The organism is Rhodococcus sp. 27YEA6, assembly GCF_044908235.1.
Classification (GTDB): domain Bacteria; phylum Actinomycetota; class Actinomycetes; order Mycobacteriales; family Mycobacteriaceae; genus Rhodococcus_F; species Rhodococcus_F qingshengii.
In genome coordinates this window covers 1,062,002-1,081,731 of record NZ_JBIYCY010000001.1, presented here as the reverse complement: position 1 = coordinate 1,081,731, position 19,730 = coordinate 1,062,002, and the positions used below count along the sequence as shown (strand labels likewise).

Below are 19,730 nucleotides of genomic sequence, written 5' to 3'. Positions count from 1 at the left end.
CGCAAGTTACTGGATAGTGTCGAGAAGTGGGGTCGGACATGAGGGGTCACGCTCGACACCGATAGTGGGTCGGTGACGCTATGTGCTTGGCGACGCCGACGTTCGACCGGAAAGGCCCTCGATTTCCCCCGAGATCGAGGGCCTTTTCGTATCTTGCGTCACTGTTCGCACCCTTTCATTAGTTGATCGTTAAACTAGGCGTTCGTCCAACATGCACCGATGGAGAACGTGAATGTCCACGAATTCAGATCGACGCCCGCGCCTGCCCGTGAGAATCGCCTACCTCGCCGCAGGAGTTCTCTTTGTCGCCGCCATGCTCCTGTTTGCAAGCGTCGTCAACCCTGATCGGGACCGCGATTTCTCGATGAACCACGTCCCCGCGGGGACGTCGACGACCGCCTTCGCCGCAACGTCCGACCTCGGCTAACGAAGGTACCGGTACGTAAGTGGCGCACGTCACGAACTGTGGGTAATTTCAACGCCGATGGTTCGCCGTAGGTCGGTATTGAGAGGGACGGCCAACCACTGCCCTGCCTGGTTGCCCCACCCAAGCACGCAGGGCACCCCAGATCAGGCAGGCACCCCCGATAATTTAAGCCTCAAGTAACTGTTACTCGGGAAAGACTTGTATGAAACGGGGACGAATCGTACATTTCATCCGGCAGTCGGCCTTCGTCCGACGCCTTTGCCGTCAATGTCGACGGAACTTCTCTGAACACCACCACAAGTCGGCCACTTGTCGTGACCGCATTCGTCCTCGCGAAAGGCTCGCCCATGTTCGATTTCTTCGGCGCAATCTCCGGCTTCTTCGGCCTACTGTTCGGCACCGGCTCGTCGAGCGGGAGCTCGGGAGGAAGCAGCGACGCACCCGTCGCCCCGCCTACCTGATCCACAAGCCTCACCCGGCACCGATCCGCCGGGTGAGGCTCTCGCGAATCTCTTTGAAACACAACGTAACAGCACTTCAACCCCACCGACTTTTCTGCGGATCCACGCCGACACACTCCGGCGTCCGGACAGTTTCACCACATCGCCTGCAGTAATGGGTCCTGTGTCCGCCATTCTCCGTCGAGGCACACCCGCAGACCTCCCAACCGACAAGGCATGTGTTCGCCGTGAGCCGGTGTCCGTTGGGGCAGCAGTCCGGGGATTGCTCGGTCAACCGCATCTCCACATTTTCGCACACATGTTCTATTTAATGCCGTCTCGGGCATCGCCAGACCAAACGAACCTCACACAATTGACGTAGGGACTCTCCCACGCACACTCAACCAAGCGGCATTCCGGACAAATCGGTACGTTTGGTCTGTGTCTCCTCGCTTAGTTTCAGTCGTCATCCCCACGTACAACGCCGCCAGCACTATTGACGAACAGTTGCAAGCGCTCGCCGCCCAGGACTACGAAGGCCCCATGGAGGTGATAGTCAGTGACAACAACTCCACCGATGGGATCCGCGATCTCATCGAAGACCACCCTCTCATCGACCAATTGCAACTTCGGTGGGTTTCAGCGTCACTCAAGCAGGGCGTCTCCCACGCCCGCAACGTCGGGGTGGATGAAGCAACCGGCGACTTCATCGCATTCTGCGATGCCGACGATCGAGTTCACCCCGACTGGTTGAGTGCAATGGTCGGCGCAGCCGAGAACGCTGACCTTGTCAGCGGGGCCCTCGAAACTGCCTCGATCAATTCGAGCGAGGTGCAGAGTTGGCGTCGAATCGAACCACGAGAAGAGCCACACTCGTACACGACCTACCTGCCCCACGCGATGGGATGCAATTTCGGGGTATGGAAGTCCTCGTACAAGGCGGTCGGCGGATGCGACGAGAACATGCGCATCGGTGAAGATGTCGATTTCTCGTGGAGAATTCAACAAGCCGGGATGACGTTCACTTACGAGCCTCAAGCCCTCGTCGCATACCGACTGCGCAGCGGACTCAAGGCGGCGTGGAGGCAAACCAAGGCCTTCGGCGCCGCCGATGCATTCCTCTACGCCAAACATCGCCAGCACGGTTTCCGCCGCTCGTCGAAGAAATCTGTCGCCACCCAAGCCGTCGGACTACTGCTTCTCAATCCAATTTTGCCGCAAGCAGTTACACGTATGCCGCGAGGCAAGTGGGTTGCACATACCGGGCTCCTGATCGGGCGACTCACCGGCAGTGTCCGCCAGCGTGTGATCTACCTCTGAAGCGACAAGGACCACCCTCGCAACGAGGATGAGCGTCAAACGTCATCCCGGTCAGATGACGCTGAGGTAGGTGTTCGCAACTCAAGACTCCGATGCTCACGCTCGACCTACACGGACATCTGTTTACGGACGATCTCGACGCTGTCGCCAATGCCCTGGAGTTGCAGTGACGGCTCTCGAGAAATCACTGCGGACGCTCTGCAGACGGATCCTCAGCCAACACTTCGACGCACACTTGCCTGGCCGTTGACCTGTAGTTTCGTGTGCCCCCAGTCGGACTCGAACCGACACTTGACGGATTTTAAGTCCGTTGCCTCTGCCAATTGGGCTATGGGGGCCTTGCCGCACCCGACGGGTCGGGTGCGGCAGGGATCAGACTATCGGGTCGGTCTGAGCTACCGACATCGCGATGCCGTCGAGGATGTCGTGTTCGCTGACAACCAGTTCGGTGATCCCGGCTTTGGCTTCGAACGCTTGAGCCAGCACCGTGGTGATGATCGCTCCGCCGCCGATGACGTCCACCCGCCCCGGATGCATCGGGCCGAAGGCAGCACGATCAACCCGAGGCATAGCAATGAGACGCTCGCACACGTCGAACAGTTGATTGAACGGAATCCTCGACAGGTGCACCTTCTCGGCGTCGTACTCCGGAAGATCCTGCGCGATCGCGGCCAGCGTCGTCATGGTTCCAGCGACACCCACCCACGTGTGCGCCTTCTCGACGGGTACGGCCTCGAACGCCTCGGCAAGTTTCGCGGTCGCGAAAGCCGTCGCCTCGGAAACCTGCTCTGCTGTAGGCGGATCCGACGGTAAGCACCGCTCCGTGACGCGCACACAGCCGATGTCGGTGGAGTACGCAGCCTGGACGCCGGACGCCTCGCCGAGGACAACTTCGGTGGATCCGCCGCCGAGATCGACCACCACGAAGGGGCCCTCCGACGGATCGAGTTCTCCCACAGCACCGCTGAACGAGAGGCGCGCCTCTTCGTCGCCGGTGATGACCTCTGCTCCGGATCCGGGAATCACCGCGCCGAGCACGTCCCGCGTCATCGTGAAGAAGTCTTCCCGATTCGCAGCGTCGCGAGTAGCCGAGGTGGCGACCATGCGAACGGCGGTTGCTCCGGCATCGGCGATCATCGACGCGTACTCGACCAGCGCGACCCGGGTGCGTTCGATGGCCTCGGGCGCGAATGCCCCTGTCGCATCAACACCTTGACCGAGTCGCACGACGCGCATCTCGCGCCGGACATCCACCAGACGACCGTCGGCGCCGACGTCGGCGATCAGCAGTCGAATGGAGTTGGTACCGCAATCGACTGCGGCGACACGGCGAGTCACCGGTCGGTGTTGTCGGCATCGTCGATGCCAGGCCAGTCCGCGGGAATTGCAGTGCCGCGCAGCTTTCCGTGACCGGCCAACGCGACGGACTCGTCACCGAGCGGATTGACGCCGGGTCCCTTGGCAAGCGAATGTGCCATCAGCACGTGCAGGCACTTGACACGATCCGGCATCCCACCGCCGGCAAAGTCGGTTCCCAGAGATTCGATCGCGTCCCGCTCGGCAAGGTACGACTCGTATGCCCGTCGATAGGCCGCGGCAAGTTCCGGATCCTGGGTCAGGCGTTCGGTCATTTCACGCATGACGCCGGCGGATTCCTGACGGCTCGCTTCGGCAGTCAGTCGCGGGTCCGTGAGGTAGTACAACGTCGGGAACGGTGTTCCGTCCGGAAGTTTGGGGGCGGTCTTGACCACGCCCGGCTGACCGTCCGGGCTGCGGTACGCGATCTCGATCACTCCGCGTGGCTCACGGCCCAATTGAGCGGCAACGGCGTCGAGATCCGCTTGTGAAACCTGTGGGGAATTTTCGGACGTGTTGCTCACCCGGTGGGTACTCCTTGTTCTTCTGGCTCTATCGGCGCCAACGGCATCGGGGCCGGTGTCGTCGTCTCGGGAACCACTGGCGGTTCCGAAATCGTTTGCCACAGATCGCGATACCACGGACCTGTGAGCGGTGTTTCCTTTTCCTGCTTCTTCTCGGGTTCCTTGTAGTCACCGGGAAGCTGAACCTGGAACGGGGTCTCGCCTGGTTTGACGTACCGAAGGCGTTCTCGTGCAAGAGCTTCGATGTACGCAGGGTCGTCGAAGCGCGCGTTCTGCCCTTGCAGCTTTCGCAGTTCTTCCTCGAGTACCTGACGTTCCGCCGCCACCTGCGCGGCATCCGAACGCTGGCTGATGTAAGTACGGAGCGGCACTGCCAGTGTCAGCGCCAGCATGAGCACAACCATCGCGAGCACAACTGCCCGACTGGTGGACAAGCCGAAAATGGTGTTGTCCGACTTCGGAAGCCGAGACCAGAACTTGTTGGTTCCGCTCTTCCCCCGGGCCGACTTCGACCCTCGCGCCGACGCTTTCTCGGCGGAGACCCCCGGTTGCGCGGGGCCTGTCACAGCGGAATCGACTGCTTCCGGATCTACCGAAGGTTCCGACACGCGTGGGCGTCGGGCACTGTCCCGACGCGCACGCGACGGTGTGTCCCCACGACGGGAACCACGACCCCCCGGACTTCCGCCGGGGGATCGTGGCTTACCGCGCTGTGCAGACACTACTGAATCTTAGATTTCCGTCAGGCCTCGAAAGCGAAGCGCGGGAACGCAACCTCGCCGGCGTAACGTGCTGCGTCGCCGAGGTTTTCCTCGATGCGCAGCAGCTGGTTGTACTTGGCAACGCGCTCGCTGCGTGCCGGAGCACCGGTCTTGATCTGGCCGCTGCCGACGGCAACCGCGAGGTCGGCGATGGTGGTGTCCTCGGTCTCGCCGGAACGGTGGCTCATCATCGTCTTGTAGCCGTTGCGGTGAGCGAGATCGACGGCGTCGAGGGTCTCGGTCAGGGTGCCGATCTGGTTGACCTTCACCAGGAGTGCGTTGGCCGCACCCTTGACGATGCCTTCTTCGAGGCGCTCGGGGTTGGTGACGAAGAGGTCGTCGCCGACGAGCTGGATCTTGTTGCCGATCTGATCGGTGAGTGCGACCCAGCCGTCCCAGTCGTCTTCGTCGAGCGGATCCTCGATGGAAACGAGCGGGTAGGCGTCGATGAGCTCGGCGTAGAACGCCGCCATCTCGGCCGCGGTACGGTTCTTGCCCTCGAACTTGTAGCCGGTGCCGTCGGTGTAGAACTCGGTGGCAGCGACGTCGAGAGCGAGCGCGACGTCGGTACCCAGCTTGAGGCCGGTCTTGTTCACGGCGATCGTGATGAGGTCGAGTGCTTCCTTGGTGCCTGCGACGTCGGGCGCGAATCCGCCTTCGTCGCCGAGACCGGTGGAGAGGCCCTTCTCCTTGAGAACCGACTTCAGAGAGTGGTAGACCTCGGCGCCCCAGCGCAGCGATTCCTTGAAGCTCGGTGCGCCGATGGGAGCAACCATGAACTCCTGGACGTCGACGCCGGTGTCTGCGTGCGCGCCACCGTTGAGGATGTTCATCATCGGGACAGGGAGAACGTGAGCGTTGGGGCCACCGACGTAGCGGAACAGCTCGAGGCCCGAGGACTCGGCGGCGGCGCGAGCCACGGCGAGCGAGGCACCGAGCAGAGCGTTTGCGCCGAGACGCGACTTGTCCGGGGTGCCGTCCGCGTCGAGCAGCGCCTGGTCGACCGTGCGCTGCTCGGTTGCGTCGATGCCGATGATGGCAGGAGCGATCTCGCCGAGCACAGCCTCCACGGCCTTCTCGACGCCCTTTCCGCCGTAGCGTGCGCCACCGTCGCGCAGTTCGACGGCTTCGTGCTCGCCGGTCGAAGCGCCGGACGGCACCGCAGCCCTGGCGAAACTTCCGTCTTCGAGCAGAACCTCGACCTCAACCGTGGGGTTACCACGGGAATCAAGGATCTCGCGAGCTCCGACCTGCTCAATACTGGCCACTGTGTGGTTCTCCTTCGAATGGGCTTCGCATTGGGGCACGCTCTGCGTGCTTGACACTTGGGCTCCGACCCCTCCGGTCGAAAGAGGACCACGATCGCGGCTGGGCCTCTGCAGTGCCAGCACCTCTGTAGTGCCAGCACACAGCCTAACCGCACGGGCCGAAGGCTTCTTTATCGACGCGCGGTCACGGGTCCGACCTGCGGATCGATCACCGTCAGTCCGGCCGTACCCCGACTGAATACGCCGACGCACGATCACGAACGAGTGCGAGATAGTCGCCCGAGAGGTTGTACGCCATCAGTGCCTGCTGCCATCCGGCAGCGGAAGTGAGGTCTCCCCCGCGTGCACACAGGTAGCGGGCGGCCGTGAGGGCAGCGTCGTCGATGTTGTCGGGGTCCACCCGGCCGTCGCCGTTGGCGTCGACTCCCCATTTGAGCCACGTCTCGGGGATGAACTGCATGGGCCCCATCGCACGGTCGTGCACTGGATCGCCGTCCATCGCCCCGCCGTCGGTATCGGGGATCTCGGCAACTCCCGGGCCACCGTCGAGAGGGATTCCCCGAATGATCGGAGCAACCTGGCCGAACGCGTCGACCGACGAGCCGTCGTAGGTCCCGTGGCGGCTCTCGACGCTGCCGATACCGGCCAAAGTTGTCCACCCGATTCCGCAGCCGGGAAGCGTCTCGGCCATGACCGCAGCGGCGTACCCGTAGGCCTCGAGTGCCGTCGTCCCGATCCCGATGTCGTCCGACAATCCCGCTGCCCAGTCGGCGAGTTGATCAGCACTGCGGCCGGGAGCATTGATGTCGATCGGCGGCGTCGGAGAGCCGGTACCTGGGGGTATGCCCTCCGGAATGGCTACTTTCGGTTCGTTCGATCCGCAAGCCACGACGCCTGCGCCCAGCAAAGCTGTTCCGGCAGCTATTGCTGCTACGGCTCGCCAGAGACGCCGGGGACTTCTGCGGGCTACGGGAGTTCGGTACACCCCTCCATCATCCACATGCGAGTGAACTACTCCCGAATCCATTGGTAAAGAACAGCAAAAGTACAGGTGAGGGCATGGTTCGCCGTCGATGATGGAGTATCTTCTTCTGAGTTAAGGCTGGCCTAGCCTCACGAACTTGTCCGAAGCTGTTACACCCTTCCTGTCAGGAGTCGCCCGTGCCCGTGTCGGTACTCGCTGCCGCGAGCACACCATCAGTTGCCACCCAGTTATTCGGCAGTGGCCTGATCGGTCTGCGCGAAGGCCTCGAAGCGGGCATCGTGGTGATGATTCTCGCCGCCTACCTTGTGAAGGCGCAGCGCAAGGACGCACTGAAATGGGTGTGGCTCGGCGTCGCGATCGCCGTCGCGATGGTGGCGATCATCTTCTTCGCGATCCACTACGGAACGTCGACGGTCGACGGCCTGACCGCAGAGATCATCGCGGGCGTTGCCTCCCTGATCGCCGTCGTCATCGTCACGATCATGGTCCTGTGGATGCGTACGGCAGCGAAGAACATTTCCGGAGATCTCAAGGCGGGGATGGAAAAGGCGCTCATTGCCGGACCCGTCGCCATTTTGTCGCTGGCATTCTTCGCGGTCGGTCGTGAAGGCGTCGAGACAGCGTTGCTCATGGTGGGGTACGCAGAGAACACCGCCGGCAGCTCCTGGCCGCTGGTCGGACTGCTCCTCGGAATTCTCTTGGCCGCCGTCTTGACCGTGGCCATGTACTTCGGCGCCCTCCGTCTCAACCTCACGACGTTCTTCCGGTACACGGCGATCTTCCTCATCGTCGTAGCCGCCGGAATCCTCTCGTACGGTGTTCGCGCTCTGCAGACCGGAAACGTCCTGCCGGGCGGATCCCTTCTCGCGTTCAACCTCACACCCGGCTACGACCCGTCGACCTGGTACGGCACCGTACTCGCCGGAATCTTCAACTTCCGCCCGGACCCGACCGTTCTGCAAGCCGTCGCATGGGTCGTCTACCTCGTAGTCGTCCTCGCGCTCTTCCTGCGTCCCCTTCCGTCGAGCCCATCGGAACCGACAACCCCGCCTGCGCACGACACACACGTTCCCGAAAAATCCTGAGAGGCATTGCCGACATGCGTAAATACACCCTCGTACTGGCCACGGCCGCGGTACTTCCCTTCTCCCTCGCCGCATGCACCGAGAAGACGACCGCGAGCGACGGCGACATCGTCGTCACGGCCACCGACGATTCGTGTGACGTCAGTGCCACCACTGGAACCACTGGCAGTGCGACGTTCCAGGTGACGAACAACGGCTCGAAGGTCACCGAGTTCTACGTCTTCGCCGAGGGCGATCGAGCGATGGGCGAAGTCGAGAACATCGGCCCCGGCCTTACCCGGCAGCTGATCGTCTCCCTCCCCGAGGCTGCGACCTATCAACTCGCGTGCAAGCCGGGCATGGTCGGAACCGGCATCCGTCAGGACTTCGTCGTCACGGGCGATTCGCAGGCGGCCACCGACGAGAGCGGCCAGCTCGCCGAAGCTGCCGACGGTTACCGTCGCTACATCCGCAGCCAGATCGTCGCGCTGCAGGACACCGCAGCTCAGTTCGTCGCCGCAGTCCAGTCCGGCAACGTCGACCAGGCGAAGGCACTGTTCCCGATCGCACGTACCTACTACGAGCGCATCGAACCCGAAGCCGAGAGCTTCGGCGAGCTCGATCCCAAGCTGGACCTTCGCGAAGCGGATCTCGAGCCCGGTCAGGTCTGGACCGGGTTCCACCGCCTCGAGAAGGATCTGTGGGTGACCGGGCTTCAGCCGGACACCAACGCGGTCGCAGATCAGCTGCTCGAAGACATCCAGTACCTTGCCGACCAGGTGAACGCGGACGATTACACGATCGATCCCACCAAGATCGCCGGCGACGCTCAAGGGTTGCTCGACGAGATCTCGAAGTCGAAGATCAGCGGAGAAGAAGACATCTTCTCGCATACCGACCTCTGGGATTTCCAGGCCAACGTCGATGGCTCACAAGCGGCGATCGCGGCACTGAACCCGATTCTGCAGGAACGTAATCCCGAGCTCGCCCAGCGCATCGCTGACCGATTCGCCGACCTCGACGCTGCGCTGGCGCAGTTCCGGGTCGGCGACGGATTCGTGTACTACGACACCGTGACCGAGGCGCAGCGTCAGGAACTCTCGCGTAAAATCGATGCTCTGTCCGCCGAGGTCAGCCAGGTCCAGGAAGTAGTCGCGGGACAGTAGATGACTGATTCACCGAAAGGCACACCCGCTGCGGAAAGCGCAGCACCGCAGGCAGTCTCACGGCGCCGACTGTTCGGCGCCGTGGGGGCGGGCGCCGTCCTGGCCGGTGCCGGTGCCGTCATCGGGCGGGTGACCGCCGACGAGAGTTCCGGCACCGATCACGCAGACGTGGTGGCCTTTCGCGGCGAGCATCAGGCAGGCATCACGACGCCGGCCCAGGATCGTATGCACTTCGTCGCTTTCGATGTGACGACGAAGTCGCGCGACGAACTGATCACGCTGCTGCAGACGTGGACGGCGATGGCCGAACGAATGACGGCGGGTCAGGAAGCAACCGAGGACGGAGCGACCGGCGACGGTCCGTATGCACCACCGAGCGATACGGGTGAGGCACTCGATCTCGCGCCGTCGCAACTCACCCTGACCATCGGATTCGGACCGTCACTTTTCGACGACCGGTTCGGTCTCGCAGACAAGAAACCTGCTGCCCTGCTCGATCTCCCCCACTTCCGTGCGGACAACCTCGATCCGAATCGCAGCGGGGGCGACATCGCCATCCAAGCGTGCGCCAACGACCCCCAGGTTGCCGTCCATGCGATCCGCAACCTCGCGCGAGTCGCGTTCGGGACCGCGTCGGTCAAATGGTCGCAACTCGGGTTCGGACGAACATCCTCGACCTCGACGACGCAGGCGACACCACGAAATCTGTTCGGGTTCAAGGACGGAACAGCCAACATCAAGGCGGAAGATCCAAACGCACTCGCCCAGCACGTCTGGGTTGATCCCACTGACGATCAGGCCTGGATGGCGGGCGGCTCATTCCTCGTCGCAAGACGAATCCGCATGCTGATCGAGCAGTGGGATCGCGCAGTACTCAAGGAACAGGAAGCTGTCATCGGCCGCTCCAAACGCAGCGGAGCGCCGCTCGGCGGCAAGGACGAGTTCGACGAGCTCGATCTCGATTCCAAAATGGGACACGACTTCGTCATCCCGGAGGATTCACACGTGCGCCTGGCCTCTGCCGAGGAACTCGGTGGGATTCAGATCTTGCGCCGCGGATACAACTTCACGGACGGCTCCGATGGCTTCGGCCACCTGGACGCGGGACTGTTTTTCGTTGCGTACTGCCGGAATCCGGTCGAGCAGTTTGTTCCGATGCAGCAAAACCTTTCACGACACGATGCGCTGAACGAATACATCCAGCACGTCGGTTCTGCGGTCTTCGCTTGCCCCGGCGGTCTCGCCGACGGGATCTACTGGGGCTCCGCGCTGTTCGCGTAGCCGAACACCGGGACACCGGTCCAGGTTGCGATCTCGGAACGAAATCTGCGCACGGAGTACTTCTCGTACGAGCGTGCACCATTCACGTCCACTGCGGCGACATCTCGGATGCACTCGGCCACCGATTCCCAACTGTCGTCGTGGAAATGGAGTCCGTCGACACCAGGTGTCACGGTTTCCGAAGCTCCCCCGATGCTGTTCGTAATCACGCGCGCACCCGCAGCCATTGCCTCCACCGGCATGATTCCGAAGTCTTCGATCGCCGGAAAGACGTATGCGAGTGCCTGCTGATACAGCGCAAAAAGCAACGCATCCGAGGGGCGCCGAACAATTCGAACGGGAACCGACGCAGAGTCAGCCATCGCGCGGAGCCGATCCTCTTCCGGGCCCGACCCTGCGATGACAGCAGCCGTTCCGGCCCGCTCGGCTGCCCGGATCACCCAGTCCAAACGCTTGTACGGAATGAACCTCGAGGCACCGAGAACGAATGGCGAGGGCAAACTGGATAGTAGCTGAATTTCGTTTTCGCTCAATCGGGACCGCCAATCCTCGACGGCGGAGATCCGGTCGACGTCCACCGGAGGGTGGATGACCCGTGATTGCACGCCCCAGGCTCGCTCAACCCGTCGACTGACGAACACACTGTTCGCTGCGAACGAGGCTCCCTCCGACGCTCTTTTGCGGTCGATCTTGCGCAGAATGGGTGATCCCAGCCTCGCGAGTGGCGAGTTTCCACGCTCGTCCAGTTCGGGATTCCACACGTACCTGGCGGGGGTGTGCACGTAGACGAATTTCCGGAATCGCGCAGACTGCTCCCTGAATGTTGCGTGATGGGCAAACACGTGGGAGCTGATCAGCGCGAAGTCATAGCCGCGGTTCTCCAACCCTCGCCAGGTGAACGGCATGACAGGCAACGAGAGCGCTTTGCTACGACGCAATGGCGTTGCAGCGAGCACACTTTCGTTGACATCGGTTGTCGAGTAACGCCCGGGAGCATCGTTCCACAGACAATAGAGGTCAGCGTCCGGATAACAGTTGACGAACTCGTCCAGCACCTTCTCTGCGCCGCCCGAACGCTCTATCCATTCATGGACGAGTACACCTGACATTTTCGGACTCCTATGCGCTTTTTTGGCGCTTCACAAACCTAGAGATTGCCGGATCGGCATCAAACAGACTACTGGTATGTTTACTAGCAACATACAGGCAACCGATCTTGACCGGAGTGATCACCATCGAGACTCAACTGGCCACGTGGTTCGGGTCGGCAGACAGGCCGTTGCTCGGATTCCTTCACGTGCCCTCTTCAGGAACTGTCCGAGAAGCCGTGGTCATGTGTCCCCCGCTGGGCAAGGAGCACATCGACACCTATCGCGGCATGCGACTTCTCGGCGAAAAACTCGCGGCACAGGGTATGGCCGCTTTTCGTTTCGAGTACGCGGGAGTCGGCGACTCGGCCGGTGCCGAAGACGATCCTGACGCTCTCACCCTCTGGCTGAAGAGCATCGTCAGCGCTGTGGACTATGTCCGACAAGCGGGCGCGGAATCCGTCAGCATCGTCGGACTGAGAGTTGGTGCCCTCCTGGCAGCGTCGGCATTGCAGGAGTGCGGACACGTCAACTCGATAGTCCTGTGGGACCCAATTCTGACCGGCCGCAACTACCTCAGGGAACAACGTGCGTTCTACGCGATCAGCGTCGGAGAGGACGATCCCGCCGACTCACGTGTGTCGATCATGGGTGGCGTGCTGGCTCCCGAATGCGCCGACCAACTGTCACGTCTCCGCATCACCGGACCATTTCTCGGACGTCCACGCACCCTTCTGGCCGTGAAGTCTTCGGTACTGGACAGCAGAGCTGTCGCCGGGCTCGCAGCAACTCTTGATCCCGAGATGATGATCTTGGAGAACCACGACGCGTTCACGTCGCCTCCCAGTTTCTACGTCGACATCCCCTACACACACATCAACGAAATCGCACAGTGGTTGGATCGCCACGCGCCCACGAGTTCCTCCGCGTTCACTCCCGCGATCACCACCACAGCTCGCGTCGCGGTCACCGAAGTCGGCGAGGAGGTGTTCGAGACGTTGGAACGATTCGGCGCTCAGGAGCTCTTCGCGATCCGCACGCATCCCGCAACTTCTCCCGAATCCGAGGCAGGCAACATATCGACCACCGATGCGCCTCCCGAGCGCGGACTACTGTTCTTCACTACTGCAATCGACCATCGAGTCGGGCCTGGCCGCTCGTGGGTGACCATCGCTCGTGAGGCCGCGGCTCTCTCGGTCACGAGTCTCCGATTCGACCGACGAGGGGTCGGCGACTCGGGTCCGATCGACGCCGACAATCCGACGTCGGTCTATTCACACGCGGCAGACGAGGACGCACGCACTGCCGTTGCCGCACTCGGCGCAGATCCGAGAAACCTCGTGATGACCGGATTGTGTTCGGGGGCATGGACCTCAGCGTCCATGGCGCTCCAGATGGGTGCGAGATCGACAATACTCGTAAACATGATCTTGTGGTCGGTGAGGCGCAAGAAGTCCCTGATGGATGCTGTCTTGCCGGAGGCTCCTCGAATCGATCCAGGTGCCGAAACCACGAAACTTCCCCTCCGCGGACGGGTGAAAGGCGTACTGCAGTCCCGTCTCCCCTATCCAGCGTGGAAGCTTCTGGGAATCAGGGGAATCACGCAGGTTCCTGAGGTAATGCTGGAGGCACTCTGCAAGCGTGGGGTGGATACCACCGTCATCCTCTCCCCCGCGGACGCCGCATGGTTCAATCAGCAACGCGGACCCGAAGGCGTTGCCCGGATGACTCACCGAGGACAAACGTTCGACGCGATCATGCCACCGGTCGGCGATCACCCGTCCTACCATCGTGACCTCCGAAATATCGTGCAAACAAAGGCGATTTCTTCGATAGCGAAAGCATTCGGAATTACGACGGTCCCTCGGGCCGACACGGCGAATGCGAACCGGTTCATCGCGTGAACACATCATTCATGTTTGTTGCTGCAATCTTCGCAGTACCCATCGTCGTTGCGATCTACCAGCGACCACAACGCGGCTTGCTGCTTGTTGCACTGTTCGCTCCGCTCCACGGTCTGTTGGCGATCATTCCCGGCGGGACATCGATGGCCGGTTGGAAGGAGGGGTTGCTCCTGCTCACGTTGGGATGCACCTTCGTCAGCCCCAATCGCCTTCGGGTAGTGCGCCCCTCGATGCCTTGGTGGCCGGCTGCCGCGGCCTGGGTAGCTTTCGGTTCCGCGTCAGCACTGCTTCTGTCCGGTATCGCCGGGGTGACATCGATAAAGATCACCTACTTCTACATCTTGATACCCGTCATTCTCTGGCGCGCACCGTTCTCGCGGGACGACCGAGATCATCTCGTGTCCGTCCTGATGGGTATGGGGATACTGACAGCAGTCATCGGACTCCTTCAGCAAGCAGTAGGGCCTGCATACCTGGTGGATCTCGGCTACAGCTACACCGAACAGATTCGAATCACCGGCTCGATCTTGCGAAGCTTCAGCACTTTCACCGGTCCGTTTGCGTTCGGTCTCTTCGTGATGCTGAGTTTGATCGTCGGTATTTCGGTCGCTCTCGCGGATCCGAAACGGCTGCGCAACATTATCTTTCTGGCCGCAACTCCGATCATGGTCGTAGGCATGGGAGTCTCGATTGTGCGGGCCAGCTACATCGGGTTGGCTGTCGGGCTTCTCTGGATTGCCGTATACAAGTATCGGTCTATCTTGATGTTGTTCGGCGCGGCTGCCGCTGCCGTTCCCTTTGTACTTCTGTTGGCACCACCATCAATCGTCAAACCACTGTTCTCGTCGTACAGTCTCGAAGAACGCGGTAGCGGATGGTCGTCGACAATCAGCTCGCTGTTCGTGCATCCACTCGGGCAAGGTCTGGGCGCAACAGGATCCGCGGCAGCAAAGGCGGCGGAAGCAGCGCAACCGATGCTCAACACGATGACGATCAAGGCCGCGACAACACTTGGGCTGATCCCCTATCAGCCCGACAACTACTACATGAAAGTCGCAGTCGAGCTCGGACCGATCGGCTTGTGGATTTTTGTCCTGGTCCTCATATCTTCCGGAGCGTCCGCGCTGAGGGCATCGCGTGTGCTTCCCGGCTCGGACGGCGCTTTGGCTCTCGGTGTCAGCGCCTCGATCGTCGCGGCCGCGGTCGCTTCTGTCGTCTCGACATATTTCGAGATATTTCCCCTCGACCTCTACTTTTGGCTACTGATTGGAACCGTGGGATGCGCACTGACTCAACACCACTCGGAGAAAGAAGCGATATCCGATCACGAATCACCCTCGGAGCCATGGCACTCCGACCTGGTGGGGGCGGCGTCCAAACCTATGCACGCGAACTACTCCGAGAACTCTCCCCACTGATCAGCGAATCGACGAACCTCAGCGCAACAGTGCAAATCGACGCTGTCGATGAGATTCCAACCGGAGTGCGCGCCGTGACGCGCCCTGTTGCCTCCGGAGCACGCAGAGCCGCGTGGGCGATGGTGCCGGTCGCGGGCAGCGACTTGTTCCACAGCCTCGACGTCGACCTCCCGATCGGGCAAGGCGGCCTGAAGATCTCGACGTTTCACGACATGTCGGTATTCGACGTTCCGTGGGCCTTCAGTCGATATCGAGCAGCTGGCGAACGCCGACTCCTGTCCGCGGCGCTACGCAAGGCCGACGTCGTCATTGCAGTATCGGACTTCACCGCCGAACGAATACTCGCACTGAGCGGTCGGCATGCCGTTGTCACGCCGCTGGCACCCGCATCCTGGGCCACGATCCCCACCGAAGCTGCAGTGACCGAAGTTCGGCGGCGATTGAAACTACCGGAGCGATTCGTGCTGCAGGTCGGAACGATCGAACCTCGAAAAGATGTCGCTCTCGTCGCCGAAGCGTGCACGGAGCTGTCGATTCCTTTTCTGCTGGCGGGCTCCGGCTCGACTGGCCCCGACGCGCCCCGTTCCGCCCGAGGATTGGGTTACGTCGCGACAGAAGACCTTCCGGCACTCTATTCCGCCGCAACTGCTGTCGCTTACTCCTCCCACTACGAGGGGTTCGGTCTGCCGCCACTCGAAGCCATGGCGTGCGGCGCGGCAGTGGTTGCGAGTGCGGTCGGAGCACTGACCGAATTCGCCGACAACGCCGCCGTGCTTGTCCGCAAGCACGACAAGGCTTCCTGGTTGGCCGCTCTTCGCTCAGTCGTCCTGGACGACGATGTCAACACCGCACTCCGTATATCTGCGCCACGTGTCGCGGCCCGATCGACGTGGACCCGAACAGCCGAATACACGGTTGACGCGTACCGCACTGCAGGGCTGAGCGTGTGAGTTGCTCATGACGAATCGCAATTCGACGGGCACCGAGCCCGTATCGCCGCGAGAGTTCGCCGAATTGCGCCAGGCCGCTATCGACAAGTTCGAGAAGGAACGTCGCGAGCGAGAGACGAAAATCCACGGGCCGGCCGCTCCGGATTTGACTGCGAACGATGCACGCCGAAGCACTGCGATCATGCTCGGAAGCCGGATCGCAGTGGCAGCGATGGGGTGGACCGGCTCGGTTCTGATCGCGCGTTCGATCAGCCCTGACGAATTCGGTCAGTTCTCCCTCATCTTCGGATTGCTCGGATTGTTGTCCGTCGTCACCGATCTCGGCGTCGGCCGAGTGGTGCTCGCGAAGTTGGTCGAGTGCAATCCGTGGGAAGTTTCGCTGGTCACCACCGCGTTCATATCCCTACGGGTCGCCCTTGGTCTTTTCGGATACATCGTCGCGGTGGGTTATGTCTGGATTCTCCGCTACCCCGCAGAAGTGGTCGAAGCAACGGCGGTCGCTGGTTTGGTCGTTGTCGTTGCCACTCCCAGCCATGCACTTTCCGTCATGTACCAGAGCCGCCTGCGCATGACGTATGTCGCGATCGCCGAGGGCGTCGGGCAACTCGCCCAGCTTGTCGCGACCATCGTCGCGGTTTTGTGGCAGCCGATCCTCCTCATTCTCGTCATCCCTGCGGTTATCAACGAAGTGGTCGCGGCCGTTGTGAAAGTGCGCGGTGTCCGAAAGGGCGTCGCCGGGCCTAGGCCGTCGTCACGAGCGCAGTTTCGTAGGTGGCGGGAAATGCTGATCGAAGCAATCCCTTTGAGCATCGGCTTCGCCTTGGTCACGCTTCTGTCCAAAGTGGATGTGCTGCTCTTGGGCAAGCTCGATACTTTCGATTCGGTCGGCTTGTACACCATCGGGTACAAATTCGCGGACCTTCTGCAAATCGTCGCAATCACCGTAGTCGCCCCGGTAACAACACTTCTCGTGTCCTATTGGCCCGACAGCGTGGCAGTGTTCCGCGAACGAAGCCGCGAAACATTCATCGTCCTGACAGTTCTCGGGAGCGCATCGATCGCCGCGTTCTGGCCTGCTGCCACCGGAGTGCTCACCTTTCTGTACGGAGAGCGGTTCGCAATTGCAGGGACCTCGACGCGACTGTTGGTGCTTGGCGCATGCTTCTCGATGCTCACCCAGTTGGGGTTGATGATCCTGGTTGCGAGCGGCCGGCATCGAATATATCCGTGGATTGCATTGGGCGGCTTACTCTTCAATATCGTGGTCAACATCGTGTTGATTCCTCGAATGTCATTCAACGGAGCGGCAGTTGCGACCGTATCGACCGAACTGCTTCTTTTCGTTGCAATTTGGGTTGTAGTGCGGCAAAGTCTGCCGGTTCACAGAATGTTTCCGATGCTCCCGCTCGGAGCGGCCGTCGCCCTCTGCGCGGTGGTCACAGTGGCAGGAACGATCTGCGTCGAAAGGTTGGGCGTGCCATGGCCAGTCGTTTCGGTTCTCGCTCCACTTGGGACAGTCGGAATCTATGCACTTGTATCGCTCGCGGGCGGGAAGTCGCCACTCGCAATGGTAAAACCCGACAGGGAAGTAAAATGACACGAACGATCATTTTCGTCAGCCACACTGGAGAGATCTCCGGCGCCGAACTGGTCATGCTCCAACTGATGCGTTTGGCACACGAGCAGGGTTTCACGGTAATGTTGGCTTGTCCGGAAGGGCCGCTGAGGGATCGCGCACGCGCGTCAGTCGACTTCGAAACGGTCACGCTACCAACCCTGTCGCTCAGAGGCGAAGGGGGTCTGGCACGCGTCCTGGCGATTCTCGAAGTTGCAAAGAATTGGCGAATTGCCGGGCGCATCATTGCGTCTCGGGCTCAGTCGGCCAGCTCGACCGTGATAGTCAACTCACTGTTCGCATTGCCGGCGATCAGGCTCGGCCGCGTACCGCAACGTGCAACGTGGCTTGTCCACGACACTCTCTCGAGCACAAAACAACGATTCGTCGTACGGATTGCAAAACCCGGGATCCGACGAGCAGTCGCCGTCTCCGGACCGACATCGCTTCCTGTTCTTTCGCTGGGAATTCCCACCTCGGTGTCACGACTTGGTGTTGTAGTTCCCCCTGAGGTAACGGAAGTTCGATCACCGGCACGCCGAGTTGTCGGAATCATCGGGTCACTGACGCCGTGGAAAGGCCACTTGGTGTTGATGGATGCCATCGCCCGCACAGTAGACGTCCAACTCGAAATCGCCGGACTTCCGTTCCCGGGCGATGAAATGTACGCACAAGTACTTCGTGAACGCGCACAGCAGCCGGATCTGGCGGGTCGCGTCACATTTCTCGGATATGTCGATTCACTGGCAACTATCAAAGGATGGGACATCGCGATTTCTGCGAGCACCTCTCCCGAAGCCGGCCCACTCGTGGCACTCGAAGCAATGAGCATCGGAGTGCCAGTCGTCGGAACCGATCTCGGCGGCACCAGCGAGCTGCTGGGGGACGGCGCCGGATCGCTCGTCGAGCCATCTGATTCAGTAGAACTCGCAGCCGAGATAACGAGACTGTTGGAGGACGGGAGTGCACGATCCGAATTGTCACGCATCGGCCGGCGGAAGGTAGAGGACCGATATGACATCCAGAAGAATCTTCCGGCTCTGCTGAAGGAGCTCATCGATGGCTAAGGCACGTCGAGTCGCCGCAGCCGCAGTGGTCTTGTTGATTGTCGGATTGGTAGTCCATTCTTCGATTACCGCAACCGGCGAACCTTGCGCAGTTCAACCTTCGTCAGACAATACTGGCATCGCACTTGGTTCCGGCTATACCGCAATGAGTGACGCCGAAATGGATCGAACGGTGGAAGCTATTCGATCATCGGGTTCGCACTGGGTCAGATTCGACATCGACTGGTCCGCCATCGAAAGTACCGAGGGCACCTTCGACTGGTCCGGAACCGATCGCCTCGTGGACATCGCGAAATCTTCCGGGCTCGAGATTCTCGGTCTCATCACCTACACGCCTGCCTGGGCAAGAGATCCGGCAGCGACGAGTCCTGACACGCATACCCGTCCGGCCGACCCGGACGCGTTCGGTAGGTTCGCGGCGCTTGCCGCTGCCCGCTACTCGAATTCCATTTCGTCATGGGAGATCTGGAACGAGCCCAATCTCCAAACATTCTTCAATCCGACGCCGGATCCTGAGTATTACTCGAAGCTGCTCGCCGCATCGAGCGTAGCAATCGAGGCAGTGCAACCGGGCGCAACAATTGTCTCCGGTGGCTTGTCCCCCGCAACTGACAACGGCGCTGACATAAGCCCCACGACGTTCCTCGCGAACATCTACGAATATGGAGCTGGACAACACTTCGACGTTGTCGGAATGCATCCGTACACCTACCCGGCACTGCCCTCGGACCCGTTGACTCGAAACTGGAACTCTTTCTATCGAATGCGGCTGATGCACGACACAATGGTTGCAAACGGCGACTCGACCAAATCTATTTGGGCGACCGAATTCGGGGCACCAACAGGAACTGGTCTCGACGCTGTGACCGAGTCGATGCAAGCCGAGATACTGCGTGACGGATTCAACGAAGCGCGTAGCCTCGGGTTCGTTCAGAAGGTCTTCGTTTACAGTCTCCAGGACCGCGGCTCCGATCCCGGTGATCGCGAACAAAACTTTGGCCTTCTGGATCTCGACTTCGAACCGAAGCCCGCAATGGCCGTGTTGCAAGATGCAAACGAAACTGGAGGATGCCTCTGAACTATTGATCATTTTCGA

The 19,730-nt window shown here is 61.1% G+C and carries 17 protein-coding genes and 1 tRNA gene; 11 read left to right on the top strand and 7 right to left on the bottom strand.

Annotated elements, in window-relative coordinates; genetic code table 11:
* Window positions 1-232 precede the first annotated feature (232 nt).
* A complete protein-coding gene (locus ABH939_RS05310) occupies window positions 233-427 on the top strand; it encodes a hypothetical protein (RefSeq protein ID WP_058037253.1) in 195 nt (64 codons plus the stop codon).
* A gap of 881 nt (window positions 428-1,308) precedes the next feature.
* Window positions 1,309-2,187: a glycosyltransferase gene (locus tag ABH939_RS05305; protein ID WP_404649420.1), complete on the top strand. Its 879-nt coding sequence runs from the start codon at window positions 1,309-1,311 to the stop codon at window positions 2,185-2,187.
* A gap of 264 nt (window positions 2,188-2,451) precedes the next feature.
* Here the strand turns inward: ABH939_RS05305 and ABH939_RS05300 are convergent.
* From ABH939_RS05300 to ABH939_RS05275, 6 genes are all read right to left on the bottom strand, one after another.
* Window positions 2,452-2,525: transfer RNA gene (locus ABH939_RS05300), tRNA-Leu, on the bottom strand.
* Window positions 2,526-2,559: 34 nt separating this feature from the next.
* The gene (locus tag ABH939_RS05295; protein WP_404649419.1) at window positions 2,560-3,525 is read right to left on the bottom strand and encodes an exopolyphosphatase; all 966 of its coding nucleotides are present in this window, start codon (window positions 3,523-3,525) and stop codon (window positions 2,560-2,562) included.
* Window positions 3,522-4,067 (bottom strand): DUF501 domain-containing protein, encoded by a 546-nt coding sequence (locus tag ABH939_RS05290; RefSeq protein ID WP_003946286.1) that lies wholly within the window; start codon window positions 4,065-4,067, stop codon window positions 3,522-3,524. Before ABH939_RS05290 ends, ABH939_RS05295 begins: the two co-directional genes overlap by 4 nt.
* Window positions 4,064-4,633 (bottom strand): septum formation initiator family protein, encoded by a 570-nt coding sequence (locus ABH939_RS05285; protein ID WP_231915783.1) that lies wholly within the window; start codon window positions 4,631-4,633, stop codon window positions 4,064-4,066. Before ABH939_RS05285 ends, ABH939_RS05290 begins: the two co-directional genes overlap by 4 nt.
* A gap of 176 nt (window positions 4,634-4,809) precedes the next feature.
* Window positions 4,810-6,096: a phosphopyruvate hydratase gene (gene eno / locus ABH939_RS05280; protein ID WP_003946309.1), complete on the bottom strand. Its 1,287-nt coding sequence runs from the start codon at window positions 6,094-6,096 to the stop codon at window positions 4,810-4,812.
* A gap of 214 nt (window positions 6,097-6,310) precedes the next feature.
* Window positions 6,311-7,123, bottom strand: coding sequence for a lytic transglycosylase domain-containing protein (locus ABH939_RS05275; protein WP_156665930.1), 813 nt, complete (start codon window positions 7,121-7,123; stop codon window positions 6,311-6,313).
* A gap of 140 nt (window positions 7,124-7,263) precedes the next feature.
* Here ABH939_RS05275 and efeU point away from each other — a divergent pair, with 140 nt between their 5' ends.
* The 3 genes from efeU to efeB are packed head-to-tail and all read left to right on the top strand — an operon-like array spanning window position 7,264 to window position 10,592.
* Window positions 7,264-8,166, top strand: coding sequence for an iron uptake transporter permease EfeU (gene efeU, locus ABH939_RS05270; protein ID WP_404649477.1), 903 nt, complete (start codon window positions 7,264-7,266; stop codon window positions 8,164-8,166).
* Between the two features lie 14 nt (window positions 8,167-8,180).
* The gene (gene efeO / locus ABH939_RS05265) at window positions 8,181-9,311 is read left to right on the top strand and encodes an iron uptake system protein EfeO (RefSeq protein ID WP_404649418.1); all 1,131 of its coding nucleotides are present in this window, start codon (window positions 8,181-8,183) and stop codon (window positions 9,309-9,311) included.
* Entirely contained in the window at window positions 9,312-10,592 is a 1,281-nt protein-coding gene (gene efeB, locus ABH939_RS05260; RefSeq protein ID WP_404649417.1) for an iron uptake transporter deferrochelatase/peroxidase subunit, read from the top strand.
* Here the strand turns inward: efeB and ABH939_RS05255 are convergent.
* Window positions 10,565-11,701, bottom strand: coding sequence for a glycosyltransferase (locus ABH939_RS05255; RefSeq protein ID WP_020908547.1), 1,137 nt, complete (start codon window positions 11,699-11,701; stop codon window positions 10,565-10,567). The genes efeB and ABH939_RS05255 overlap by 28 nt on opposite strands.
* Window positions 11,702-11,817: 116 nt before the next feature.
* Between ABH939_RS05255 and ABH939_RS05250 the strand changes: the two genes are divergently transcribed.
* From ABH939_RS05250 to ABH939_RS05225, 6 genes are read left to right on the top strand one after another with little or no spacing between them, the layout of a single operon-like run.
* Window positions 11,818-13,584, top strand: a complete 1,767-nt coding sequence (locus tag ABH939_RS05250; protein WP_404649416.1) for an alpha/beta fold hydrolase — start codon at window positions 11,818-11,820, stop codon at window positions 13,582-13,584.
* 11 nt (window positions 13,585-13,595) lie between these two features.
* Window positions 13,596-15,002 carry an O-antigen ligase gene (locus ABH939_RS05245; RefSeq protein ID WP_223304407.1) on the top strand — a complete coding sequence of 469 codons (1,407 nt, stop codon included), beginning with the start codon at window positions 13,596-13,598 and terminating at the stop codon, window positions 15,000-15,002.
* Window positions 14,930-15,952 carry a glycosyltransferase family 1 protein gene (locus tag ABH939_RS05240; protein WP_223304406.1) on the top strand — a complete coding sequence of 341 codons (1,023 nt, stop codon included), beginning with the start codon at window positions 14,930-14,932 and terminating at the stop codon, window positions 15,950-15,952. Before ABH939_RS05245 ends, ABH939_RS05240 begins: the two co-directional genes overlap by 73 nt.
* A gap of 7 nt (window positions 15,953-15,959) precedes the next feature.
* Window positions 15,960-17,549, top strand: coding sequence for a flippase (locus ABH939_RS05235; protein ID WP_404649415.1), 1,590 nt, complete (start codon window positions 15,960-15,962; stop codon window positions 17,547-17,549).
* Window positions 17,546-18,634: a glycosyltransferase family 4 protein gene (locus ABH939_RS05230; RefSeq protein WP_404649414.1), complete on the top strand. Its 1,089-nt coding sequence runs from the start codon at window positions 17,546-17,548 to the stop codon at window positions 18,632-18,634. The genes ABH939_RS05235 and ABH939_RS05230 overlap by 4 nt, the downstream gene beginning before the upstream one ends.
* Complete coding sequence (locus ABH939_RS05225) at window positions 18,627-19,712, top strand: beta-xylosidase (RefSeq protein ID WP_338925561.1); 1,086 nt, start codon at window positions 18,627-18,629, stop codon at window positions 19,710-19,712. The genes ABH939_RS05230 and ABH939_RS05225 overlap by 8 nt, the downstream gene beginning before the upstream one ends.
* Window positions 19,713-19,730 lie beyond the last annotated feature (18 nt).

What these genes read in the sequence shown, in the direction of transcription:
- ABH939_RS05310 (WP_058037253.1), top strand. Translation starts at nt 233, where the DNA reads ATGTCCACGAATTCAGATCGACGCCCGCGCCTGCCCGTGAGAATCGCC.
- ABH939_RS05275 (WP_156665930.1), bottom strand. Translation starts at nt 7,123, where the DNA reads ATGGATTCGGGAGTAGTTCACTCGCATGTGGATGATGGAGGGGTGTAC.
- efeO (WP_404649418.1), top strand. Translation starts at nt 8,181, where the DNA reads ATGCGTAAATACACCCTCGTACTGGCCACGGCCGCGGTACTTCCCTTC.
- efeB (WP_404649417.1), top strand. Translation starts at nt 9,312, where the DNA reads ATGACTGATTCACCGAAAGGCACACCCGCTGCGGAAAGCGCAGCACCG.
- ABH939_RS05255 (WP_020908547.1), bottom strand. Translation starts at nt 11,701, where the DNA reads ATGTCAGGTGTACTCGTCCATGAATGGATAGAGCGTTCGGGCGGCGCA.
- ABH939_RS05245 (WP_223304407.1), top strand. Translation starts at nt 13,596, where the DNA reads ATGTTTGTTGCTGCAATCTTCGCAGTACCCATCGTCGTTGCGATCTAC.
- ABH939_RS05240 (WP_223304406.1), top strand. Translation starts at nt 14,930, where the DNA reads ATGGCACTCCGACCTGGTGGGGGCGGCGTCCAAACCTATGCACGCGAA.
- ABH939_RS05235 (WP_404649415.1), top strand. Translation starts at nt 15,960, where the DNA reads ATGACGAATCGCAATTCGACGGGCACCGAGCCCGTATCGCCGCGAGAG.
- ABH939_RS05230 (WP_404649414.1), top strand. Translation starts at nt 17,546, where the DNA reads ATGACACGAACGATCATTTTCGTCAGCCACACTGGAGAGATCTCCGGC.
- ABH939_RS05225 (WP_338925561.1), top strand. Translation starts at nt 18,627, where the DNA reads ATGGCTAAGGCACGTCGAGTCGCCGCAGCCGCAGTGGTCTTGTTGATT.